The 21568-nt window shown below is 52.9% G+C and carries 22 protein-coding genes; 13 read left to right on the top strand and 9 right to left on the bottom strand.

Annotated elements, in window-relative coordinates; genetic code table 11:
• The first annotated feature begins 52 nt into the window (after nt 1-52).
• From L2Y54_RS13585 to L2Y54_RS13610, 6 genes are all read left to right on the top strand, one after another.
• Nucleotides 53-265: a glycine zipper 2TM domain-containing protein gene (locus L2Y54_RS13585; protein ID WP_236496779.1), complete on the top strand. Its 213-nt coding sequence runs from the start codon at nt 53-55 to the stop codon at nt 263-265.
• Between the two features lie 148 nt (nt 266-413).
• On the top strand, nt 414-1205 hold the full coding sequence (locus tag L2Y54_RS13590) for a transglutaminase-like domain-containing protein (RefSeq protein ID WP_236496781.1): 792 nt from the start codon (nt 414-416) through the stop codon (nt 1203-1205).
• A 223-nt stretch (nt 1206-1428) separates the two neighbouring features.
• Nucleotides 1429-2634, top strand: coding sequence for an efflux RND transporter periplasmic adaptor subunit (locus L2Y54_RS13595; protein ID WP_236496782.1), 1206 nt, complete (start codon nt 1429-1431; stop codon nt 2632-2634).
• Nucleotides 2631-3860, top strand: a complete 1230-nt coding sequence (locus L2Y54_RS13600; protein WP_236496784.1) for an ABC transporter permease — start codon at nt 2631-2633, stop codon at nt 3858-3860. The genes L2Y54_RS13595 and L2Y54_RS13600 overlap by 4 nt, the downstream gene beginning before the upstream one ends.
• The gene (locus L2Y54_RS13605; RefSeq protein WP_236496785.1) at nt 3853-4572 is read left to right on the top strand and encodes an ABC transporter ATP-binding protein; all 720 of its coding nucleotides are present in this window, start codon (nt 3853-3855) and stop codon (nt 4570-4572) included. The genes L2Y54_RS13600 and L2Y54_RS13605 overlap by 8 nt, the downstream gene beginning before the upstream one ends.
• Entirely contained in the window at nt 4569-7097 is a 2529-nt protein-coding gene (locus tag L2Y54_RS13610; RefSeq protein WP_236496787.1) for a cation-translocating P-type ATPase, read from the top strand. Before L2Y54_RS13605 ends, L2Y54_RS13610 begins: the two co-directional genes overlap by 4 nt.
• 18 nt (nt 7098-7115) lie before the next feature.
• Here L2Y54_RS13610 and L2Y54_RS13615 read toward each other — a convergent pair whose 3' ends face one another.
• Complete coding sequence (locus L2Y54_RS13615; RefSeq protein ID WP_236496788.1) at nt 7116-7403, bottom strand: encapsulin-associated ferritin-like protein; 288 nt, start codon at nt 7401-7403, stop codon at nt 7116-7118.
• A gap of 10 nt (nt 7404-7413) precedes the next feature.
• Nucleotides 7414-8070, bottom strand: a complete 657-nt coding sequence (locus L2Y54_RS13620) for a DUF2189 domain-containing protein (protein ID WP_311196191.1) — start codon at nt 8068-8070, stop codon at nt 7414-7416.
• A gap of 116 nt (nt 8071-8186) precedes the next feature.
• On the opposite strand from L2Y54_RS13620, the gene L2Y54_RS13625 reads away from it, so the two are divergent.
• A complete protein-coding gene (locus L2Y54_RS13625) occupies nt 8187-8582 on the top strand; it encodes a transposase family protein (protein WP_236496789.1) in 396 nt (131 codons plus the stop codon).
• Nucleotides 8583-8695: 113 nt separating this feature from the next.
• Nucleotides 8696-9544: a transposase gene (locus tag L2Y54_RS13630; protein WP_414718476.1), complete on the top strand. Its 849-nt coding sequence runs from the start codon at nt 8696-8698 to the stop codon at nt 9542-9544.
• Nucleotides 9545-9601: 57 nt separating this feature from the next.
• On the opposite strand, the gene L2Y54_RS13635 is transcribed toward L2Y54_RS13630, so the two are convergent.
• The 5 genes from L2Y54_RS13635 to L2Y54_RS13655 form a co-directional block, all read right to left on the bottom strand.
• Complete coding sequence (locus L2Y54_RS13635; protein WP_236496792.1) at nt 9602-9835, bottom strand: hypothetical protein; 234 nt, start codon at nt 9833-9835, stop codon at nt 9602-9604.
• 104 nt (nt 9836-9939) lie between these two features.
• Entirely contained in the window at nt 9940-10260 is a 321-nt protein-coding gene (locus L2Y54_RS13640) for a chaperone modulator CbpM (protein ID WP_228287937.1), read from the bottom strand.
• A 3-nt stretch (nt 10261-10263) separates the two neighbouring features.
• The gene (locus tag L2Y54_RS13645) at nt 10264-11148 is read right to left on the bottom strand and encodes a DnaJ C-terminal domain-containing protein (RefSeq protein ID WP_236496794.1); all 885 of its coding nucleotides are present in this window, start codon (nt 11146-11148) and stop codon (nt 10264-10266) included.
• Between the two features lie 20 nt (nt 11149-11168).
• On the bottom strand, nt 11169-11609 hold the full coding sequence (locus L2Y54_RS13650; protein ID WP_236496796.1) for a host attachment protein: 441 nt from the start codon (nt 11607-11609) through the stop codon (nt 11169-11171).
• A 59-nt stretch (nt 11610-11668) separates the two neighbouring features.
• Nucleotides 11669-12157, bottom strand: coding sequence for a hypothetical protein (locus L2Y54_RS13655; RefSeq protein WP_236496797.1), 489 nt, complete (start codon nt 12155-12157; stop codon nt 11669-11671).
• Nucleotides 12158-12463: 306 nt separating this feature from the next.
• Here L2Y54_RS13655 and tal point away from each other — a divergent pair, with 306 nt between their 5' ends.
• The 4 genes from tal (at nt 12464) to L2Y54_RS13675 (ending at nt 17229) form a co-directional block, all read left to right on the top strand.
• Nucleotides 12464-13546: a transaldolase gene (gene tal / locus L2Y54_RS13660; protein ID WP_236496799.1), complete on the top strand. Its 1083-nt coding sequence runs from the start codon at nt 12464-12466 to the stop codon at nt 13544-13546.
• A gap of 208 nt (nt 13547-13754) precedes the next feature.
• Nucleotides 13755-14399, top strand: coding sequence for an MFS transporter (locus tag L2Y54_RS13665; RefSeq protein ID WP_236496800.1), 645 nt, complete (start codon nt 13755-13757; stop codon nt 14397-14399).
• Nucleotides 14400-14465: 66 nt separating this feature from the next.
• Nucleotides 14466-14849 (top strand): DUF302 domain-containing protein, encoded by a 384-nt coding sequence (locus tag L2Y54_RS13670; protein WP_236496801.1) that lies wholly within the window; start codon nt 14466-14468, stop codon nt 14847-14849.
• A gap of 1 nt (nt 14850) precedes the next feature.
• Entirely contained in the window at nt 14851-17229 is a 2379-nt protein-coding gene (locus L2Y54_RS13675; RefSeq protein WP_236496803.1) for a phosphoketolase family protein, read from the top strand.
• A 4-nt stretch (nt 17230-17233) separates the two neighbouring features.
• On the opposite strand, the gene L2Y54_RS13680 is transcribed toward L2Y54_RS13675, so the two are convergent.
• A complete protein-coding gene (locus tag L2Y54_RS13680) occupies nt 17234-17815 on the bottom strand; it encodes a plasmid pRiA4b ORF-3 family protein (RefSeq protein WP_236496805.1) in 582 nt (193 codons plus the stop codon).
• Nucleotides 17816-18007: 192 nt separating this feature from the next.
• On the opposite strand from L2Y54_RS13680, the gene L2Y54_RS13685 reads away from it, so the two are divergent.
• Nucleotides 18008-18376 carry an HVO_A0114 family putative DNA-binding protein gene (locus tag L2Y54_RS13685; protein ID WP_236496806.1) on the top strand — a complete coding sequence of 123 codons (369 nt, stop codon included), beginning with the start codon at nt 18008-18010 and terminating at the stop codon, nt 18374-18376.
• Nucleotides 18377-18596: 220 nt separating this feature from the next.
• Here the strand turns inward: L2Y54_RS13685 and L2Y54_RS13690 are convergent, their stop codons facing one another.
• Nucleotides 18597-21452: an nSTAND1 domain-containing NTPase gene (locus L2Y54_RS13690; protein ID WP_236496808.1), complete on the bottom strand. Its 2856-nt coding sequence runs from the start codon at nt 21450-21452 to the stop codon at nt 18597-18599.
• Nucleotides 21453-21568 lie beyond the last annotated feature (116 nt).

Here is a 21568-nt window from a genome sequence, read left to right on the forward strand (position 1 = left end):
CTGCCCGATCGAATAAATGGTTGCCCTTTCAATAAGGGCACGGAGTATTGATATGAAAACCTTACATCCATTAACTGCTAATGCAGTGATTCTTGCTGTTTTACTGAGTTTGACAGCGTGTTCTGGCATGACAGCCCGTGAGAAAAACACTGCGGTAGGCGCAGGTGTTGGTGCAGTTACCGGTAGCGCGGTAACGGGTGGCTCAACTGCCGGAACCATCGGTGGTGCAGCGGTCGGTGGGATTATTGGCAGTGGTATTCGTTAAACCATACAACGGTTTAAGCAAGGAGAAATGAACGATGCGTAGCAAAGAAAAAGGCAAAATAGGCTGGGTATTGCTTTGGCTTGTGGGAATCCCGATTCCGATCTTGCTGGCGCTGTATTTCTTACGTGGATGCACTTGAGTAACCACTATGCGCTTATATACAAGTTGTGATCTGGCGTTCGAGATTCCTGCTCCCACGCCATTTGTGCTGATGTTGCGCCCGCGCAGTGGGGCGCAACAATGGATTACCCGCGAGGAATACCGCCTCGTGCCGAGCGTGCCAGTGCTTGAATTCACCGACAATTACGGCAATCTCTGTCAGCGGCTGGTTGCGCCACCGGGAATTTTCACCGTGTACACCTCTGCCGAAGTGATGACCGCAGACCATGTGGATCAGGCACCGGGAGCGCCGTTCGTGGCAGTTCAAGAGCTGCCCGATGTGGAACTCAGTTACTTGTTGCCTAGCCGTTACTGTGAATCCGACCGCTTTGGTAAAATGGCAACCGAGATTACCGCAGAGCAGCCAGCGGGTTACGATCAGGTCGCAGCGATTGTGGCTTGGCTGCGTGCCAATATCCGCTTTGCACCGGGTAGCAGTAACGTTCCAGTGTCGGCAATCGAAGTCAACCTCAAGCAATCGGGTGTGTGCCGTGACTTTGCGCACCTTGGCATTGCCTTATGCCGCAGCCTGAGCATCCCCGCACGCATGGTAGTAGGTTATCTCTACCGACTCGATCCAATGGATTTGCACGCTTGGTTTGAAGCCTACGTCGGCGGACGCTGGTACACATTTGATGCCACGCAAGCCGAACTCAACGGCGGCTATGTAGTGCTTGGTTATGGGCGAGATGCGGCAGATGTCGCGGTTTACAATCAATTTGGCCCTGCGGTACACCCCACCGCCCAAACCGTTTGCGTACAGTGCCTCAAAGAAAATTAGGTTTTTACATGAAAATGTCACACACATTGACTGCACGGGTTGCCATTTTAACGGCTATATTATTCGGTATTAGTGCTTGTTCCACACTGCCTGAGCCAGCAGCAAACGAGAGCTGGAAGCCTGCATCTGTTTGCCCCCTCAATTCTGGTTTCTTTGGGAATCAAGCCGATAGTGAGTGCCTACTCAAGGAGCAACAAAATACTGTGCATGGATATATTACTTAATGAAACGCTTCTATCGCCCCGCCATTGTGATCGTGCTTGTCCTGCTTATTAGCGGCTATTTCGCACGCAACCTACTCTTCGGCACTCCCGTTGAAGCGCACGCTGTCGTTCAGGGCGAATTACGCCAAACCGTTGTTGCCAGCGGGCGCATCACTTGGCCGCAACGTGTCTCAGTAGCAGCGGAAATCACGGGGCGCGTCACTCACATTCCCGTTAAAGAAGGTCAAGCGGTCAAACGCGGTGATTTGTTAATCCAGCTTGCCGACAGTACCGACCGCGCCAGCCTCGCCCAAGCCACCACCGCCGTGGCACTCGCCGAGGTCAAACTGCGCCAGCAACGCGAAGTCGGGTTGCCCACCGCGCAAGAAGCACTGCGCCAAGCCCAAGCCGATGTCGAACAAACCGGTCAGCAACTCAGCCGCATCCGCTCGCTCAACAACCAAAAATACATTAGCAAAGCCGAACTGGACACCGCCCAGCGTAATCTGGATGTTGCCAACAGCAAACTGGAAGCCGCCCAATTACAAGTGCAAAGCAACCAGTCCAAAGGCAGCGACGCACTACTTGCCACCACTGCCCTGAGCCAAGCCCGTGCCTCCTTGCAACTCGCACAGGTCAAACTGGCACAAACCGCGATCCTCGCCCCCGCTGACGGCACATTGATCAGTCGCAGCATTGAACCGGGCGATATTGCCACCGCAGGCAAAGCCCTCATGGTGTTGGCAGCGCAAGGCGAAACCCAAATCGAAGTGCAAATCGACGAAAAAAACCTCGGTAAACTTGCGATCGGGCAAGTCGCGCTGAGTTCCGCCGATGCCTTCCCCCAACAGCGTTTTAACGCCGAAGTCGCCTACATCAACCCCGGTGTGGATGCCACACGCGGCGCGGTAGCGGTGAAATTGCGGGTCAAAGAGCCGCCGGATTATTTGCGCCAAGACATGACCGTTTCCGTCGATATAGAAACTGCCCAAAAGCCGGATGCCTTGGTAATCCCCACGGGGGCATTACACGAACCCAGCAGCGCTGCGCCGTGGGTACTGGTGGTGCGCAACAATCACACGGTAAAACAAACCGTCACGCTCGGTTTGCGCGGCGATGAAAACGTAGAAGTGTTAAACGGTCTCACCGCCGGTGAAGCGGTGATTCCGGCGAATTTAGCCCTGATCAAAGCCGATCAGCGGGTGCGGGTGACATTGCCGCCATGAATTCAGCCATGCCGTTTGAATGGATTTTAGCGATTCGCTTCATGCGCCAAGCACGGATGCAAACCTTGCTGATTATGTCCGGTGTTGCACTGGGCGTATCGGTGATTGTGTTTATTTCTGCCCTGATCAGCGGGCTGCAAACCAATTTGTTCAAACGCACGTTGGATTTTCAGGCGCAAATCATTATTCTGCCGCCCAAAGAAGTGTCGCGCCCACTGCATCAAGCGGGAGATGGGACGATGCTTGCCACGCTGGTACAACCACGGGCGCAACGCTTGCAATCAGTTGATCAATGGCAAACCGTTCTCGCGCAAGTGGCGAAAATGGACGGCATTAGCGTCGTTGCTCCGGTGGTATCAGGCGCGGGGTTTATCGTGCGCGGCGAAGCTAACAAAGCCGTCGGCTTAACCGGTATTGAGCCAGAAACCTACCTACAACTCATCGCGCTCAACAGCAAAATCATCGCTGGCACAGCCAATATCACCGGCACGGATATGTTGGTCGGCTTGGATTTGGCAAAAGATTTAGGCGTGTGGACAGGCGACAAACTCAATCTGCAAACCGCATCCGGCGGCACGGCAACCTTGAGCATTCGCGGCATTTTCGATTACGGCAATAGCGGGATGAATTCGCGCTCGGTGTACATTGCGTTACGCACTGCGCAAAGCCTGCTCGATTTGGCGGGCGGTGTCACCAGCGTCGAAGTGAATCTGGATGAGCCGTTTACTGCCGAAACCGTGGCACAAACCATTCAGGCGCAAACCGGTTTGAAGGTCGACAGTTGGATTGCCACCAATGCGCAATTTTTTAGTGCATTGGAAGCGCAAGGTATGTCAAATAATGTGATTCGCTTTTTCGTGGGGCTGACTGCTGCCTTGGGGATTGCCAACGTGTTGGTGGTGTCGGTGGTGCAAAAATCCAAAGCGATTGGCATTTTGCGGGCGACGGGTACATCACGACAACAGATTCTGCGGCTGTTTTTGCTGCAAGGTGCGTTGACGGGTTTAATCGGTTCGCTGTTGGGTGCGTTCGTCGGTTGGTTGTTTTTAATCGTGTGGCGCAATATCGCCATTAATGCGGATGGCACACAACTTTTCCCGATTACGTTTGACCCGATGCTGTTTGTGTACGCAGCCGTGGGCGCAACGCTAGTGGGAATACTCGCCGCCTTGTTCCCTGCTCTGCAAGCAGCGCGGCTTGACCCGGCGGTGGCAATTCGTGGCTGACTTCAACGCCATTACCCTGCAACTCAAGGGCATCCGCAAAGCCTACAATGTGGGTTTGCCTGCGGAAACCGAAGTGCTGCACGGGCTGGATTTAACCATTGAACGCGGCGAATTTGTGGCGCTGATCGGCCCGTCGGGGTCGGGCAAAAGTACCTTGCTGAACCTGATTGGCTTGCTCGACAAACCCACAGCGGGTGAACTGTTCATTACCGGGCAACCCACCACGCAATTGCAGGATCGGGAGCTGACGTTGTTACGTGCCAAAGCTATCGGCTTTGTGTTCCAGTTCCACAACCTGTTGCCCGAATTTACCGCGTTGGAAAACGTGATGTTGCCGTTGCTGGCGGCACGGGGTCGACCCGATGAGGCGATGCGTTTACGTGCTGCCGAATTGATTGAGCAAGTGGGGCTGACCGACGTGGGCAAACACATGAGCAATGATTTATCCGGTGGTCAACAACAGCGCGTCGCCATTGCCCGTGCGCTGGTGATGCAGCCTGCACTGGTGCTGGCAGACGAACCTACCGGCAACCTCGATACCAAAGCTGCCGACAATGTGTTTGATTTGTTGCGCCGCGTGAATGAAGATAGCGATACCAGCTTTTTAATCGTCACCCACGACCCGCGTTTAGCACAGCGTTGCGACCGCATTATTGAACTGGTGGACGGACGCATTGATTCGGATAAAGCCAACCGAGTGTCTCCCCCATGATGAAAACTAATCACACTGGCCTTAGCCAAGCCGAAGCCGCCCGCCGTTTGGCAAGCGACGGCGAAAACATGCTTCCCGGCAGCGTCCCCAAATCCCTGTTTGCCATCGCCTTGAGCGTGTTTACCGAACCCATGTTCCTGATGCTCTTGGGTGCAGGCGGCATCTACCTCGCCTTGGGGGATCGTGCCGAAGCCTCATTCCTGCTCGGTTTCGTGTTCGTCGTGATCGGCATTACCTTGGCGCAAGAACGCAAAACGCAACGTGCGCTGGAATCCTTGCGTGACCTGTCTGCGCCGCGTGCCTTGGTGGTGCGTGACGGTCAGGAAATACGCATTCCGGGGCGTGAAGTGGTACGCGGCGATGTGCTGGTATTGCACGAAGGCGACCGCATTCCCGCCGATGCTTTGCTGCTGGACGGGCAGTTGAGCGTGGATGAATCCCTGCTCACGGGTGAAGCCGTGCCGGTCAACAAATCGCCTACGGCTGGCGCAACCTTTGCCCCACCAGAGGGCGAAAGCAGCGCGTCCCTATATGCCAGCACCGTCGTCACCAAAGGCGTAGGAATGGCGGAAGTCAGCACCATTGGCGTGAATACTGCTGTCGGGCGCATCGGGCAAGCCTTAGCCTCGACGCAGGAAGCTCCCTCCGGTCTGCAACAAGCCTCGCGCAAACTGATTATCGTCCTAACCATCGTGGGTTTGACCTTCGCCACGCTGCTAGTATTGCTGGGCTGGCTGTGGGACGGACGGGCGTTTCTGGACAGTTTATTGTCGGGCATTGCGCTGGCAATGGCGATTTTGCCGGAAGAAATCCCCGTCATCCTGACCGTGTTTCTGGCGTTAGGTGCATGGCGTATTTCCAAGCAAAAAGTCTTGACGCGGCGCGTGTCAGCCGTCGAAGCCTTGGGCGCAATCACGGTACTGGCAGTGGATAAAACCGGCACGCTCACCCAAAACCGCATGAAGATGGAAGAACTGGTGGCGGTGGGTGAAACTTTCCGCAATGAAGGCGCAAACGCCCTGCCAGAGACATTTCATGAACTCGCCGAATTCACCCTGTTAGCCACGCCGCTCGACCCTTTCGACCCGATGGAAAAAGCCATTCAGACCTTCGCCCAGCAATGGTTGAAGGACACGGAACATTGGCATTCACAAGTACCCGAATTTCAGTACGATTTGTCGGCGGAAATACTGGCAATGACGCAGGTATTTTCCAGCAATGACCCCAACACGCATTTGCTGGCGTGCAAAGGTGCGCCCGAAGCAGTGGCGGATTTGTGCCATTTGCCCACCGCTGAACGCGACATTATCCACCAGCAAGTATTAAGTATGGCAGAGCGCGGCTTGCGTGTGTTGGGTGTCGCGAAAGGTCAATGGCAAAGCAAGGAATTGCCGCCCAGCCAACACGATTTCAGCTTTACGTTTCTGGGATTAGTAGGGTTTGTTGATCCGCCACGACCCGAAGTACCCGCCGCGATTGCCGAATGCCGTGCCGCTGGAGTACGCATTATTATGATGACGGGCGACCACCCCGCCACCGCGCGGGCGATTGCGCAACAAGTCAACCTGAGTACCCGCACGGCGGTGATGACGGGCGCGGAAGTGGCGGCACTTAGCGATGCCGAATTGCACGAACAGTTGCAGCAAGTGGATATGTTCACCCGCTTGCAACCCGAACAAAAACTGCGGCTGGTGCAGATACTGCAACAAAACGGTGAAGTGGTCGCCATGACCGGCGATGGGGTCAACGATGCGCCCGCTCTCAAAGCCGCCAATATTGGCATTGCGATGGGCGAACGCGGCACGGATGTTGCCCGCGAAGCCGCCGCCCTGGTGCTGCTGGATGACAGTTTTGCCAGCATCGTCGCGGCAATTCGGCAAGGGCGGCGCATTTACGACAATATCACCAAGGCCACCGCGTTCACCTTCGCGGTACACATGCCGATTATTGTGTTGGCACTGATTCCGGCGTTGCTGCATTGGCCGGTGCTGTTGCTGCCTGTGCATATTGTGTTGCTGGAATTGCTGATCGACCCCGCCTGTTCGATTGTGTTCGAGGCCGAACCGGAAGCCAGCGACATCATGACGCGCCCGCCGCGTAAACTAACGGATTCGCCGTTTGCGTTTAGTGCTCTGCTTTACCCGCTGCTACAAGGCATTGCAGTGGCGGAAGTGTTGCTGCTGGGGTATTGGCAGCTGGATGGGCAAGGTTTTCAGGCAGCGGACATACGCGGGGCAATGTTCATGGGCTTGGTACTGGGTTTGTGCTTGCTCATTCTTGCCAATCGTGATGCGGCGCGGTCGCTGCTGCATGGATTGACGGCAAGCAATCCGTGGATTTGGCGCATGTTTGGCGCGGTCATCTTGCTGCTTGTTGTGGTATTTAGCGTACCCGTGCTGCGCGACATTATGGGGTTTAGCGTCATGGGCATCCCCCAATTGGTGGCAGGCATGGCTTTGGTGCTGGGGATTGGGGTGAGTCTGGAGATTTTGCGGTGGGTCAGTGGTCATGTCAGGGGGAATTAATCCCTGACATTCCGTCACTTAAAGCTGCGCGATAGGTTTTTCAGTGAACAAATAATCTTTGAGTTCTTTGGAAAACCTTGCGTCTTTACGCCGAGTCCATTCCAGCAACATCGCGGCATGTTCTTTTTCCTCGTCACGGTTGTGTTCCAGAATGGCTTTGAGTTCTTGATCCTTACACACATCCGCCCGCTGGTTATACCAATCCACGGCTTCCAGCTCTTCCATGAGCGACACGATGGCGCGGTGCATATCGCGGGTTTCAGCGGAGAGTTTTTCAGCAGGTTCGTGATAACCAACACTAGACATTTTCTACTCCTTAATCGTTAACCAAATCACGGTAAGCGTGCCAACTAGCATGAGCGATTAATGGCATCGCTATAATCAAACCGATATAAAACGTCGCAATACCCAAGCCAATAATCGCCACAATGGTCATTGCCCACAGCAGCATAGTTTTAGGGTTTTGCTTGACAACACGAATACTGGTAACACTAGCCGTCATAATGTCGATTTTCCTGTGCAACAATAACGGCACAGTCACCACACCCGTCGTAAAAGCGATGCTGGCAAATAACAAGCCTACGCCCATAAAACCGAGAATGAATAGCCAACCGTTATCCATCGTTAGCAAACTTGTAAATAAGTGACCATAACCTTCGCCCGTGACGGTTGTGCTCGTCATCATCAAACCGGTCAATACTGTTGCAGTACGCACCCAGAATAACATGACAAAACTCAGTGCGACGGCATAAATACCTAAACCGTAGACATTGTGGCTAATAACAGACAAAGAATGCTTAAAGGTAGCTGGCTCACCATGTTCAATACGCCTGCTTAAATCATAAAGACCTACCGCAACAAACGAACCAACCAATAAAAAACCGGTGGACAACGTAACAACAAAAACAGGATTACTCCGAAATACCAGCGTAAGCAAAATACCTGCTAACGCGAAAATAATCCCATAGGACAAACTTGCCGTAGGGGTTTTCCAAATATCTTGCCAGCCTGCGGCAAGCCAGCAATTCCCGCCGATCTTAAAATGACTGTATAATCATGGTCTTGTAAAACGAGTCACTGTGCAACGAAATGCCTGCAAAACCACCTCCCCTGCCTCTTGTTGGTAGCCTGAAGCTACGCAAGACCCTCTCAGTCCCCGGATTGCTGGAACGTGTGCGCGGCTGTTTCAGTGAAGTCACTGACCACCGCAAAACCAAACCCGACTATCCCTTGGTTGACGTGCTGATGTCAGGGCTTGCCCTATTTTCGTTGAAAGACGGCTCACTGTTGCAGTTTGACAAACAGCGCGGGGACAAGGCACGACGGCACAACCTGAAAACCCTGTTTGGCATCCCCGATGCTCCCTGTGACAGCCAAATGCGCACGGTATTGGACGGGGTAAAACCGCAGCGTCTGCGCCGGTGTTCCGCGCCATCCATCAGGAACTGCAACGGCAAGGCATACTGGAAGGCTACCGTTTTCTAGGAAAGTATTTAGTCAGTATTGATGGAACAGGTATTTTTAGCTCTGGGGCTATCTCTTGCCCGGATTGTTGCATTAAGACACACAAGGACGGACGTGAGGAGTATTACCACCAGATGCTGGCGGCAGTGCTGGTTCACCCTGACAAGAATACCGTATTACCCTTTTTCCCAGAGGCCATCACCAAGCAGGATGGCAGCAAGAAAAATGATTGCGAACACAATGCCTCTAAACGGCTCATCCCCCAGTTGCGCCAAGACTTCCCGCGCATGGAGATGATCCTGCTGCAAGATGCCCTTTCCTGCAATGCACCGCACATCCGTCTTCTGAAGTCAAACGGTTACAGCTTTATCATTACCGCCAAAGCCCGTAGTGGCAGCCTATTACTGAAGACGGTATTGGACGGGTTAGCCAATGGCAGTACCCAAGAATTGGCAGGCACGACGAGCAAAAAGTTACGGTGTGGCTACCGTTATGCCAACGACATCCCGCTCAACCATGCCAACCAAGACGTGCGGGTCAACTACATCGACTATTGGGAGGAACGCCCCGACGGTACAACCTTTATCTATGACTGCGTGACTGACATCCCCCTCACCGCCGACAACGTGGCGGATGTGGTACGCGCAGGCCGTTCCCGCTGGAAGGTGGAGAACGAAACCTTTAACACCCTTAAAAACCTCGGTTACAACCTCGAACATAATTACGGTCATGGCAAGCAACATCTTTCCACTGTGTTCGCCACCCTGATGATGTTGGCCTTCCTGATCGACCAGATTCAGGAAGCTTGCTGCCAGTACTTCCAAGCCGCCCGCACCCGCTTACAGAGCCGTACCGCATTGTGGGAGAAGATGCGTGGGATGTTCCGTGAGCATCTGATTAGCGATTGGGAGTCCTTCTATGCTGCCATCATTTGGGGTTATGAACATGCTGACCTGACACCCAAAGGCATTCGCAGCGGATGAAAATCAGGCTTGAGGGTACGCTGGGGTTTTCCAACAGGGTGTTGGGTTATGCAAAAGTCAGGCGGTATTCGGGCAGGCTTTCAGGGCTTGGAGGGTATGGTTGTGCCCGTAAAAATCAAAGCCCTCGCAGGTCTGCGAAGCTCTGATTACCGATGGATAGCGGGAATTGCTGGCGGCAAGCCACTGCTTAATAGCGCTTGGATTGACGTGATTAACGGCTAATCCTGTAAATAACTTCTCGGTGGGACGGGATTCGTCCGCCATTGGTTGTTTTGCAACAAAAGGTTCCATTTTGAATTTCTCCTGAATTAAAATTATTGAATTAAGTATTCAATTCCAGAGTAGTCCGATAAAAAACAAATAGCTAGCACTCTTTTGTTATTGAGAATTAAAGCTTAGCGTTTAATAACCCTATTGGGGCTATTTCGCAAAACTTTAATTTCATCAAGCAATTCTATTGCCAAAGCAGCACCTGCCAAATTAACACCTAAATCGCGCTGAAGCCGGATTACAGTACGCACCCGCACTACGCTATTACCTGCAAACAGCCAACTCGTGGTGGTTTGCTGGTAATCAATGGGTTCAATAATCCCCTCGTCCACCATTTCCAAAAGCTGTTCGGGTAGCAGGCTGCAAGAACGGCACAATTCCTCTAGCGAAAACAGTGCATCGTCTTCCAGAATCCTGCCGATTATTTCATTCAAAGCGGTTTGCATCACTCACACTCCCATTCCGGCACGCGGATTAAAGGTTTGTTCCAGCGCCAATTCACTGTACAGGGCTTTGGCCTTGTCGCTGAGGGTATCCGGCATCACCACTTTGAGGGTGACGTAAAAATCGCCCGGTGTTTGCGCGGGAATGCCGCGCCCTTTCAAGCGCAACTTGCGCCCTGTGGATGAATTGGGCGGAATCTTCATATCCACCGCGCCGTCTGGGGTTGGTACTTTGACACTGCCACCCAACGCGGCTTCCCACGGGGCAATCGGCAATTCCAGATAAACATCCAGTTCCTCGGCGCGGTACAGTGGATGCGGGTTGAAAGCGATTTCCAGATACAAATCGCCCGCACTGCCACCACCGATACCGGGGCTGCCCTGCCCTTGCAGGCGAATATGCTGACCTTGTTTGACCCCTTTGGGGATTTTGATATTGAGGGTGCGTTCTTGCTGGGAAGAGCGCAAATTCAAGCTGCGCGTCGCCCCTCGATAAGCATCTTCCAGATCAATCGACACCTTGAAGTGGCTATCCTCACCCTGCATGGATTGTGTCCGCCCCGCATTAGCACGCCCACGTTGACCAAACAGGTTAGCAAGGAAATCATCAAAATCAGCTGACTGCCCCGTTCCCGCAGTACCACTGGGTGGCGGACGGAAATCACGTGGGGCTTTCAAGTCTTCGCCCAACTGATCATAGGCAGCGCGTTTTTCCGGGTCTTTCAAAACTTCGTAGGCTTCGCCCACTTCTTTGAACTGTTCCTCAGCATTGTCTTCCTTGCTGATGTCGGGGTGGTATTTACGTGCCAATTTGCGGTAGACACGCTTGATGTCATCCTGCGTGGCTTCTTTGGTCAAACCCAGAACTTTGTAATAATCCTTGTATTCCATCGTATTCCCCCTGCATTGCGTTACATAAAATCAGGCAGATGGGCGCGGATTTCTTCCACCGAATGGCGAGTCAGGTCTTTATCCACGGTTTCAGCCAGCAAATCTGTCACGCCTTGCCTGAAATGCCCGCGCAATAAGCCAAGGAAATGCGGTGAAGCCATGACATACAACTTGTCATAACGGTTGGCACTGCGCATTTCTTCCAGATAGTTGCTCAATTCAAGCGCAAACGCTTCGGCTTGCTGCTCTTTTATATCGGTGGGTGGCTCTACCGCATGACGACCAGCCCCCTGCGAATCAAAGACACGCGACGGTGAATCGGTTTCCAAATCACGCCCATGCAAACGGGAACTCGGATGCACCTTATCTTCCAATTCAATAAGCGTAGCATTTGCATTTAATGGCGCGGCACTAAAAAAACGCGCCAGTGTCGCATTCGCAACAACAATCAAAATTGTCATGACATTAACTCCTTCTGTTGTTAAACATGACGAATCCTATACGGTGAGTATAGTTCATATTAATAAGAACGTATTTTCCATACCACAAAAATCAAAACCAGTGCGATTAATACCACAGCGGCTAATAAAATGATCCACAGAAACTGCCCAACGTAAGCTGCCATTAATAACGTTAACAATAATAGCACACCTACCACATACAATTTCCACGACACCAGCATTCCGTCAACGAAGGTAGCGAAAGTCAGCATCAATAACACCAATAAACCAGTCGTATCCACATTAATACGCCCTGCCTCGAGCAGTCGGTAAATTACTGCCACAGCGACCAATGCCGACCCCCACAAAATAGCTTGCTGATACAATAACTTGCCGCCATGCAACAGCCCCAGCTTTTTAGAACGCCAGCTTCCCCACGCTGTCGTCATCAACGCTAGAAATACCAGCATATAGCTCCAATAACTGTAGGCATTGTCTACGCGGTAATTGGTAATACCCACGCCCAACAAAGCCAGAAAAATGATGCCGATAAACAGCACAGCATCCACTTTTTAAAACTTGTTTAAACGTAGCACCCGGTTCTGCTACGGGCAGATTAGCGCGAGGCTCAGAAACAGCAGTGTCCATCACTTTCTCCTTGTAATGCTTATTATGTTACGGAAATATTTATTTGATTAGAATAGACAAATCTTGTATTAATAATGACAGAAGCTTGCAACATAAGCAAATTTAGCGCCTAATGAAACTGAGTTAAATACTGATATTTATCTAAAAACTAGCTAATCTTAAGCGTAAAACACCCATGCGCTTTTATCGTAAATCATAGAGTCGTATTATGCTCAAGAAGTGCCTTTATGCAAAATAATCCCCTGAACCAATTAGCAACTTTCGGTCAATCCATTTGGCTGGATTACATCCGCCGCGACTTAATCACCAGCGGCGAATTGCAACGTTTGATTGAAGAAGATGACTTGCGCGGCATCACCTCCAATCCCGCGATTTTCGAGAAAGCGATTAGTGATAGCCAAGCTTATGACACTGCCATTCGTGAGCTGGCACTTCAGGGCAACAGTGCCGAAGCTATCTACGAAACCCTTAGTCAGCAAGACGTACAAAGTGCCGCCGATACCTTCCGCCCACTTTACGACATCACCAACGGCAAGGATGGCTATGTCAGTTTAGAAGTCAATCCGCACCTTGCGCACAATACCGACGGCACATTGCAGGAAGCACGCCGCTTGTGGGCTGCCCTGAACCGCCCGAATGTCTTCATCAAAATCCCCGCGACTACTGCCGGATTACCCGCCATCCAGCAACTCATTAGCGAAGGCATTAACGTCAACGTCACCCTGCTGTTTGGCTTACCGCGCTATCGGCAGGTAGCAGAAGCTTACATCGCTGGCATTGAAGCCCGCCTCGCGCAAGGCGAACCCGTGCAGCACGTCGCCTCCGTCGCCAGTTTCTTTGTTAGCCGCATTGATGCGCTGCTAGATCCGCTGTTAGAAACCCCAGCGGCACAAGCATTACGCGGGCAAGTCGCGATTGCCAGCGCGAAAATAGCCTATCAAATCTACCAAGAAATCTTTAATAGCGATCACTTTGGTGTATTGGAAGCGCAAGGTGCGAACGTCCAACGGCTGTTATGGGCAAGCACCAGCAGCAAAAATCCAGCGTTCAGCGATATAAAATACGTCGAAGCCTTGATCGGCGCAGATACCGTCAACACCCTGCCAATGGAAACCCTGAATACCTACCGCGGCCACGGCAAACCGCAAGCGCGGCTCGAACAAGATGCTGCGGAAGCCCGCCAATTGCTGGAACAACTGCCCGCGCTGGGCATCAACCTCGACCAACTGACGCAACAGCTTGAAGACGAAGGTGTAACAAAATTCGACCAGCCGTTCGATGCGCTGCTGACGGTCTTGGCGCAACGTTAAGCAGGTAAAAGGTGTTTTGGATTGATGAATGAAGCCATCATTAAACGTTACTTGCCGTGGGTAGTCGCTATTGCGCTATTCATGGAGCAGCTTGATTCCACCATCGTCAACACAGCAATACCCGCGATGGCAGTCAGTCTGGACGTAACGCCCCTCAGTTTGAAAGCGGTTGGCCTATGCCTGGCACGCGGCACGCATACCCTATCCTTTGCTACGCTTGGCACTGTTTCGGATACGTACCTTTCGGGTATCCGTGGTGGGTGGTTTCATCACCCGCATGAGCATGGGCGGCCTGCCGTTTTTGCTGCCTTTGCTCTATCAAGTGGGTCTGGGGATGCCTGCTTGGCAATCCGGTTTATTGATGATGCCGATGGCGTTGGCGGCGATGGGCATGAAAGTCATTTCAACGCGGGTACTCAAACATTTTGGTTATCGACAGGTGTTGGTGGTGAATACATTGGCGATTGGTGTGACCGTCAGCCTGTATGCACTGGTGACACCGACGACACCACTCTTCGTTATCGTCCTGATCGGTCTGGCTAGCGGACTTTTCAATGCCTTGCAATTCACCAGCATGAATTCGATAGCCTATGCCGACATCGACAGCAAGGATTCCAGCATGGCGAGCACCATGACCAGCACTTTCCAACAAATGTCGATGAGTTTTGGTCTGGCTAGTGGCACGCTGATTACGGCTTGGTATCTGGGGAATGTCCCCCAAAGCAATCAGATAGCAGTGACTAGCGCTCTTCATCATGCCTTTCTGACCATCGGTGTCTTGACGCTCCTGTCATCCTTAACGTTCTGGACATTACGGCCTGACGATGGCGCGAGTGTCAGCGGGAAAGAATGAACACAACCAAGAAAACAAAAACATTGAAAAGATTAAATTTTTAACCACAACCATCAAGGTGATTTTATGTATTACATCGTTGCAACCAACAAATCCTTCAGCCAAGCAGCCACAGACCTTGAAGCAGCCGTTATCCATCATGGCTTCGGGGTGCTGCATGTACACGATCTGGGCAACACGCTACGCAGCAAAGGCATTGCCTTTGAGAAAGAATGCAAGGTGTTTGAAGTCTGTAATCCGAAACAGGCAGCAACCGTGCTGTCCATCGACATGCGCCTGAACATGGCCTTGCCTTGCCGTATTTCGGTGTTTACGGATAAAGGCAAAACGCAGATCGGCCTGATCAAGCCCGCGCCAATGCTAGCGTCACTGTCCCAAGATGCAGCGTTGGTTCAAGTAGCCAAAGAGGTTGAGGAAAAAACCATCCAGATGGTTGACGAGGCAAAATAAAATGACAAATACAACACTTTCCCCCGAACTGCTAGGTCGGATGGATGCTTACTGGCGTGCCACTAACTACCTCTCTGTCGGGCAGATTTACCTGTTCGACAACCCGCTGCTAAAACGTCCGCTCACGCTGGCGGATGTGAAGCACACTCTGCTGGGACACTGGGGCACAACGCCCGGACAAAACTTCATCTACGTACACCTAAACCGCATTATCAAACAATACGACCTCGACATGATCTACATCTCCGGCCCCGGACACGGCGGGCCTGCGGTGGTGAGCAATACCTACCTTGAAGGCACGTACAGCGAAATCTACCCCGACATCAGCCAAGACGAAGCGGGGTTGCAAAAGCTCTTTTTGCAATTTTCGTTTCCCAGCGGCATTCCCAGCCATGCATCGCCGGAATGCCCCGGCTCGATCCACGAAGGCGGTGAACTGGGCTATTCGCTAAGTCATGCGTTCGGCGCAGTATTCGACAATCCCGATCTGGTGGTGGCGTGCGTAGTCGGCGATGGCGAAGCGGAAACCGGGCCGCTGGCGACTTCGTGGCATTCCAACAAGTTCCTTGATCCGGTGACGGATGGCGTGGTACTGCCGATCCTGCACCTCAACGGCTACAAGATTGCCAACCCGACCGTGCTTGCACGTATCAGCCGCGAGGAACTTGAACAGTTATTGCGCGGCTACGGCTGGACACCGTATTTCGTGGAAGGTGACGAACCGACGTTGATGCACGCAGCAATGGCAGCAACGCTCGACACAGTGACAGCGCAAATTAAAGCTATCCAACAAGCAGCTCGTGTTGACGGTGATTTAACCCGCCCCCGCTGGCCGATGATTGTGCTAGTTTCCCCCAAAGGCTGGACAGGGCCGAAAGTGGTCAATGGGGTGCAAATCGAAGGCACATTCCGAGCGCATCAAGTGCCACTTTCCAACCCCGCTGCGCACCCCGAACACCTCCAGTTGCTGGAAGATTGGCTAAAAAGCTACCGACCGGAAGAGCTGTTCGACGAAAACGGACGTTTGCAGCCGGAATTGGCAGAACTTGCCCCCACGGGTGAACGGCGCATGGGAGCAAATCCCCACGCCAACGGCGGTATCTTACTGCGCGATTTACGGATGCCCAATTTCCAAGATTATGCGGTGGATGTACCCACGCCTGGTATGCGCGGCATCGGCGATACGCATGTACTAGGACGTTTCCTGCGCGATGTGGCAACGCTAAACGATGAACAACGCAATTTCCGCGTATTCGCCCCCGACGAAACGCTCTCCAATGGTCTCGAAGCCCTGTTTGAAGTGACCCAACGCCAGTGGAATGCCAGTACGCTACCGAACGACCAATTCCTTGCCCCTTCCGGGCGAGTGCTGGATTCGATGCTCAGTGAACACCAGTGTGAAGGCTGGCTGGAAGGCTATTTACTGACCGGACGGCACGGGCTGTTCAATTGCTACGAAGCCTTCATCCACATCATTGATTCGATGTTCAACCAGCACGCCAAGTGGCTGAAAGTCACTGCGCACCTGCCTTGGCGGCGCAAAATTGCCTCGCTGAATTACCTGCTGGCATCGCACGTCTGGCGGCAAGACCACAACGGTTTTACCCACCAAGACCCCGGTTTCATCGACCACGTAGTGAACAAGAAAGCCGAAGTCGTGCGGGTGTATTTTCCGCCGGATGCCAACTGCTTGCTGTCGGTAATGGATCATTGCCTACGTAGCCGCCATTACGTCAATGTGGTGATTGCGGGCAAACATCCCGCCCCACAATGGTTGTCGATGGATGCCGCCGTCAAGCATTGCACCCAAGGTATTAGCATCTGGCAATGGGCGAGCAACGACCAAACGGACGAAACTGATGTGGTAATGGCGTGCTGTGGCGACGTACCAACGCTGGAAACGTTGGCAGCGGTGTCGATCCTGCGCGAACACTTACCTGACTTAAAAGTTCGCGTGGTTAACGTCGTCAATCTGATGAAATTGCAACCGCAGAATGAACACCCGCACGGTTTGAGTGATGCCGATTTCGATACGATTTTCACCAAGGATAAACCGGTGATTTTCGCGTTTCATGCCTACCCGTGGTTAATTCATCGGCTGACGTACCGCCGTACCAACCATGATAATTTCCATGTGCGCGGCTACAAGGAAGAAGGCACGATCAGTACGCCGTTTGATATGACCGTGGTGAATGATCTTGACCGCTTCCATTTGGTGATGGATGCCATTGACCGATTGCCGCAAACGGCTGATCAAGGTAGCTACTTGAAGCAGCAACTCAAAGATAAATTGGTGGAGCATCGGCAATACATTAACCAGTACGGGCAGGATATGCCGGAAATTCGGGATTGGACATGGGAATCGACACCGGTACGCTAGGGGTTCAGCCATCGACAGGATCATCGGTCACTTCCTCTACATCAAAATCCTCGTCATCATCCCACATCGGGTACTGCTTCGGGTTTTCCCCTTCTCCTCCAACCACTCGCGGATACTCCACCCCCTCCGCTGCAAACTGCTGCTTACGGTTGGTTTTCCTGATTTTGAAACGCCAGCTATCACCGTAGTCGAACAGGTAAAACAGGAAGTTGCCTGCGGGTAAAGGAAAAACCTGATTCAGCGGTGTACCCAGCGGCTCTTCGCGTATCCACGGCTCCTTGATCCAGGGTGCTGTACCGTATTCCTTGTCGGGAAAATGCTCCTGCCAGAATGCCCGGTTGTCCTCTTCGGTTGTGCCTTCGCAGGTGAACTGACGTGCTTTTTTCGAGCGGGATTTTTTGGCAATGTAGAATTCATACAGATGATCATCGTCAAAATCGACTTCCTGCTGGATGAAATTGTGCAACATATTCAATGTCGTGTCGGCGTTAAACTCGACAGTGCGCTTCCAGACAATGGGGAAAGAGGCATCACTACGGAATACGCCATCTTCAAGCTCAATCAGTAACGTATAAATTTCATTCATGTGGATAATTTTTCCATACAATATTTGTGATTCAAGCCATTCATCGTAAACCATCATGGTAGCTTGATCACATATGTTATTATGCTACCATGAAACAGAAACAATCCAAAGCAGAGCGGCTCAGCTACTTCAAAATGCGTTATCCCGATTTTCTTGCGGACGTACAGGCACACAGAGCCAAAGAGGTATCCGATGACGAATAATACGCTGATCATTACCGTGCTAGACCCCGAAGCCGCCATGCAGCAAATGTTGGCGGATGCCCAACAACTTGACCAAGGCAAGGCATTGGCTGAACCCAACAAACTTGTCTTCAGCAGCGTGGAGCAATTGCTTGCCAACCTGACCCCCAAACGCTGGGAACTGGTTAACCGGCTGGCAAAAGAAGGGATGCTTTCCATCAAAAAACTGGCTGAATTGCTCAAGCGTGACTACAGCAATGTCCACAGTGATGTGCAGCGTTTGCGGGAAAATGGCTTGATTGAACTCAGTGACGAAGGCAGTGTTTTTGTGCCTTGGGATGATTTGGACATCAAGCTGCATCTTAAGCGTGCCGCTTAATCCCAAAAACAGCGGGACATTCAACACAAGCCCCACCTGCAACATCCCTGTCTATCTATGTCGCAACCACCGTAGGAGCTTGCCCCGCAAGCGATTCTCCTAAATCAATAGGAATTGAAAGAATCGCCAGCAAGGCTGGCTCCTACAAGAATTCTGATTCCTATCTGACGGCAGCAGGAGTGCTGTCCCTGCACACCGAAGAGTGATACCGCCTAAGCACCTAATGACCCAAGGCGAGGCGGAACCCGTTTGAGTCGTTCCGACTAACCGACTCGCCACCAATTCGGTAAGTAGGATGCATATCCCAAGACCCATAGTCCCACGAACCTCCGCGAATCACACGGAAAGCACTATCAGACGAAGTTGCTGGAGAATATTCCGGGTTCCTAACCGACTCTGCTGAATAATCTCCATATGCATCCTGACACCATTCCCGTACATTACCGAGCATGTCATGCACCCCAAATGGGTTAGCAGGAAAAATGCCGACCGGAGCAGTCTTCGTATAACCATCCTTACAGCCAGGGGCAATGCCTGAATCATTGCAGTTGGCATTCCCTTCACCAACGGTATCCCCCCACGAATAATTTGTATCTGTCCCACCACGTGCAGCGTATTCCCATTCGGCTTCGGTCGGCAGTCGATAAGATTTTCCTGTTCGCACCTGTAACCAAGTGGTATAAACCTCTACATCCTCCCAGCTAACATTAATGACCGGCTTATTGTAACGTCCGAAACCAGCATCAGATGGATAATCTACCATTACCCCCTTGCGTCGCTGATCCCAAACATAATAGTCATACTCCATAAAGGTAACTTCGTATTTGCCAAGCTGAAACGGTCTGGTCAACGTAACTAAGTGGGCGGGTGTTGATTCATCATAATAACTTTTACACTCATCGCCTCCATCAACATCATTGTTCCTATCCACACACCCCATCATAAAATTGATTTCTTGACCCTGCGCGATAATTTCGATCATTTCAGGTAAGGGTGGTGAATAACCCAAAGTCCACAGCGGCTTAAGCAGGGCATAGCCAAACGGCAATTTGTACTGATCCGCCCACCACGCCGATTCCGCCAACACACCCAGCAACCCCGCCAGCAGCAGCGTTTGCCCCCACGCCACCCACCGGCTATGCCGCAAATATCGCCCCTCCACACTCTCAGGTCGTGGGCGCTGATGCTTGAAAACCCGCAAATCACGCCACCCCGCCAACCCAAACCAACGCCCCAACCGCTTGCGTTCCTGCCAGCGTTGCGCATCCACCTGCAACTGCTGACGCTGGTAATCGCGGTCACGGTTATCAAACACGTAGTTGAACAACGTCGGCCAATAACCGATGGCACGACCTTGCGCATCCTTGCGGTCACTGGGGCGCACCAGCATTTCATGCACCAACTCAACGAAGCCCCCCTCTTGCTCCCCTCTACCTCCGGGAGAGGGGCTGGGGGTGAGGGTCTCCCCATCCGTCACAATCAAGCGCAACGGCCCCACCTGCCCGCCACCCTGCCGTACCCGTTCCCCCGCCAGCACCTGCACCACCTTTTCGCCCTGCTTCCCGCCGCCAGCCTCATGCACCGCATCCGCCCGCAACAAGCGCCGCCGCGTATGCCGCCCGCCTTCGTTGATGCGCGTCAATGCCAGCAACAAATCCAGTGCCTGCTTGCGCCCACGCTCACCCAGACTGCCAATCAGTGCATCCGCCCGCTGCGCCAGCATCCCCACCACACCGTTATTCTGCTCGTAATACGCCCGGCTCAAGCGTTGGCTACCGTGCGTTTGCGCCTCGCTCCACAACTCGGCAAGCGCACTTTCCACCAGAGGCAACGCCCCCGGTTCGCCCCGCGCATCGCGCACCATCGCTTCCACCAACCCCTCATCCACCTGCAAACCCGCCAGCCGCGCCGGATGCACAATCAGTTCGCGCAAACCCGCTTCGGTCATGGTCGGCAACAGGTAATCGCCCTTGAGGGTGTTGTACAGCTTGAGCAGTTCCGGCAGGTATTCAAAGCGGTCAAGGAAATCCGAACGGATGGTGCTGATCAGGAACAGCGGACAGTCCGGGTCAGCCAGCGCCGTTGCCAACAGGCGGTCAAACTGGCGGCGTTCTGACTCTTCAGTCAGAGTGAACAGTTCCTCAAACTGGTCAACCACCAACAACACCGCACTGCCAGCGGGCAGCAACGGACGCAGCGCATGTGCCAAAGCCGCTGGTTTGTCCGCCTGATGTAGCTTGCCCAACCAGCCATCCATGTCTTGCTGCGGGAATGCCTTCGCCAGCTTTTCTGCCAACATCTCCACCGGCTTTTCGCCCGGTATCAGCGGTTCGAGGATTTTCCAGCCAGCATAGCCAGTACGCCGCCACAACAAGCCTTGCTCAATCTTCGGCAACATCCCGGCACGCACCAGCGACGACTTGCCCGCCCCACTGGCAGCGTGGATTTGCAGCCAGCGATAGTAACGCGAATGCGGTTGGGTGGAAGATTCCGGCGCAATGTCTTCGACATAGCCCAAGCCATGTAGGGCTTGCAACACTTCCTCATGCCGCCCAAAAAAACGGTCGGCGTCTTCACGGCGGAAATAGCTCAAGCCACGGTAGGGTTCGCCTTTCAACAGCGGCGATGCAGTTTGCAGGGATGCGCTTGCCTGCAATGCCTCGCGCAAACCGTGCGGCAAATCACTGCTGTCAGGATGCCAAACCAACGACTGAATTTGTTGCAGGAATACCGGCAAATCGGCAAACACCGCTTCTGCCAACAACACCGGGAAAATTGGCAAGCGCTCGCGGTCATCGTGCGGCGACAGCTTGCGACTGAGGGCAACTTCGACTTCCGCCCCCACCCAACGTTGTTGTTGCACACCATCGCGCCCGACCAACAGCACGAAAGCGGCACAGCCTTGCACCGCATCCTGCAAACTTTTCAGCCAGTTGTCACCAATGCGGATAGATTCTTCGTCGCGGAACACGCTAAAACCCGCTTGTTCTAGCCGTTCGCGCAAGGTTTTCGCCGCCTCTTTGTCGGTGCGGCTGTAACTGAGAAAAATTTGTGCTGTTTGCGGGGACTCTGCCATCCCGATGCTCCAATCTCATGCGGATGGCTGAATTATGGCACAGACTCATCCAGTGTGCGTTCCATTTCCCACTGCCTGCTGCTTCACCAAAACGTCACATACCTGTCAAACAACCT

It is taken from the genome of Thiothrix winogradskyi (assembly GCF_021650935.1).
GTDB lineage: Bacteria > Pseudomonadota > Gammaproteobacteria > Thiotrichales > Thiotrichaceae > Thiothrix > Thiothrix winogradskyi.